This is a genomic window from Kribbella sp. NPDC059898 (assembly GCF_042730855.1).
Taxonomy (GTDB): Bacteria; Actinomycetota; Actinomycetes; order Propionibacteriales; family Kribbellaceae; genus Kribbella.
On the sequence record NZ_JBHWKR010000035.1, the window covers coordinates 1 to 2478 of the forward strand.

2 protein-coding genes are annotated in these 2478 nt (G+C 63.9%); both read left to right on the forward strand.

Translation table 11 applies throughout. The features are described from left to right. The first annotated feature begins 451 nt into the window (after positions 1-451). Positions 452-997: a histone H1 gene (locus tag ACFV9C_RS44730; RefSeq protein ID WP_380204264.1), complete on the forward strand. Its 546-nt coding sequence runs from the start codon at positions 452-454 to the stop codon at positions 995-997. Positions 998-1002: 5 nt separating this feature from the next. Then, positions 1003-1881: a pentapeptide repeat-containing protein gene (locus tag ACFV9C_RS44735; RefSeq protein WP_380204266.1), complete on the forward strand. Its 879-nt coding sequence runs from the start codon at positions 1003-1005 to the stop codon at positions 1879-1881. The last annotated feature ends 597 nt before the right edge of the window (positions 1882-2478 follow it).

Genomic DNA, 2478 nt, shown 5'->3' on the forward strand with positions numbered 1-2478 from the left:
TCATCGGTCACCACCAGCACAGCCTTCGGCCGACCCGTCCTCGCCATCCAGCAACCCTACAACTTAAAACACGAATTCCTGACTCAGGACACTAGGTTGTCGTGGACAATGACAGGTGCGGTGGGCAGGAACTGCATCGTGGGGCCGATTGAGCGAGTCGCAGCGCTGCGGCGCGCACCAGCGCGTCAGGTACGGGCTCGCCTTGTCGTTGCCCACAGCATTCGCCAGCTTCATTACGGATGACGTGAGATGCAGGTCGGCGAGGCCTTTCCAGCGAAGATCGGCTTCTGGCCTACAAGGCCCCAGCATGCGATCGCCGACGATAGGGGATCGTCGAGTGCTGGGCTGGTCCGGTCGTGGGCCACTGATCTGAGCGACGACTACTTGCGCCTCGACTGAGCGGGCGTAACGCTTTGCCGGGAATCGCGATATAGCCAAGCAGGGGGAAGTTATGAGCGACGCTCGGGAATCTCGAGGGGCCGCGGCGAAGAAAACGTCGTCCGGTCAACCTGCGGCCACGCCCGCGCCGGCCAGGCAGAAGAAGTCCCAGCAGCCGCCGATCAAGGTCAAGCGCCCGCCGCGAGTCGCAGCTGTTGTGAAGGTGTCCGCAGCCAAGAAGTCGGTCGCGAAGAAGGCTCCGGCGAAGCGGACCACCGGCGCGACGAAGGTCGCCGGCGCGAAGAGGGCCGCAGCGAAGCTGCCGATGGAGAAGAAGGGCACCAGTGTGAAGAGGGCGGCGAAGCAGCCGTCGGCGAAGAAGGCTCCTGTGAAGAAGCCTGCGCCCCCGAAGGCCGTGGAGCAGCCGCTGAAGGTGAAGCGTCCGCCGAAGATCGGAGCGGCGAAGAAGGCTCCAGCGACGACGTCCGCCAAGAAAACGGGGGTCAAGAAGGCTCCCGTCAAGAAGACGGTCGCCAAGAAGACGGTCGCCAAGAAGGCTCCCGTCAAGAAGGCGTCCGGGAAGAAGTCGAAGATGCGCTTCGTCTCTTCGGGTGGGTGATAGGTGTGTCACCCGTTCAGTCCGGTGACCCAAAGAGCGAACTGGCGGCCGCGCGGGATGCGGTTCGCAACGCGGCGAAGTGGTTCTTCACCGGCCTCGGGGCGATCGCCGCCATCCTGGTCGCCGGCAGCCAGCTTTCCAGCCTCGGGGCGCTCGATGCGGGCTCGACACGATTCCGACTGGCGGTCGTCGGTGTGGTCCTCGGTCTCCTCGCCGTGCTCTGGGCGATGTCACGCGTGGTGGATCTGCTCGCCGGATCGGGCTACACCTTCGAGCACATCGAGGCCGACTGGAGGGCGACAGAAAACCCTCCCACGGGACGATTTGCGCTCCGGCGCAACCGATCGACGCACGCCGTAGGGTGGTTTCTCCGGGAGAACAGCACGCTGCTGGCCAACTTCACGTCCCCGCTGGAGATCGGAACGGCGTATCGAGATTCGGGTCCCGAGCGCGAAGGACTCGGGGACTTATTGGATCTCATGGACCTGTTGGTCGACGAGTCCAACACAATCCATCTCCAGGCCAGGTTCCGAAGGCTGCGCAGACAGATCGCGGTCGGCGTAATGATCGGTGCCGTAGGCATCGTGCTGTTCGCCTGGGCCGCGAACCCGCCGGACCTCGATCAGCCCCCCGCCTCACTCCGGAACGCGAACCTGCGTGGCGCTGACCTGCACGGAACGTCGCTCCGGAACGCCGATATCAGCGGCGCCGACCTTACCCGGGCCAACCTCTTCGACGCGGATCTCCGCGGGGCGAAGATCAACAACGTCGTCTGGTCCGCGACGATCTGCCCTGACGGCGTCAACAGTGATTCCACCGCTTCGAGCGGCAGGAACGACGGAACCTGCGACGGCCATCTCACGCCAACACACGCTGGCAAGTGAATATGCCCAGCTGGGTGTCCGTGAAGCCGGATCCGGTGTGGCCGAACGCGGCCCGAAGAAGGCTACGATTCGACGAATCTCGAGCCTGAGGACGGCCACCTGGCCACCACGCTCGTACGACGGACTATAGTCGGCGTAAAGCGCGCGGACGTAACACCGAATCAATGACCGTGACCGCCTACAACACACCCATGTCCTGGTCCCTCGCCCACACGCCGCCGTCGAAAGGGTCGCCTACCTTGACGAGTCAGTCAACTGCGGGCGGCAGATTCTGCACTGGCTGGACCTAACGAGATCGCTCGCCTACCCGGCTTCAGTTCGTGATGAAATTCTAGAATCTCGTCACCGAGATTCACGCGAACCAGCCGGGTCAGCCAGCATGGCCGGCGACCGTCGGTGAAGCCACTGCGGCCTTCTCGTCGAGCGACTCGACCTGGCGCCCGGCGCCAGATCTCGCCCTCAAGGTCAGGTGACCAATCTCCATTCGACAAACTCCACCATCGGGCCATACCCCCGGTTCTTGGACACGGTGGTGGATTTATGCCGCTGACGGGAGCGTAGCGGTGTAGTTGGTCTCGTGGGTGTTCGGGGACTGGT

Excerpts from the sequence above, each read along its gene's own strand:
- ACFV9C_RS44730 (WP_380204264.1), top strand. The coding sequence starts at position 452 with ATGAGCGACGCTCGGGAATCTCGAGGGGCCGCGGCGAAGAAAACGTCG.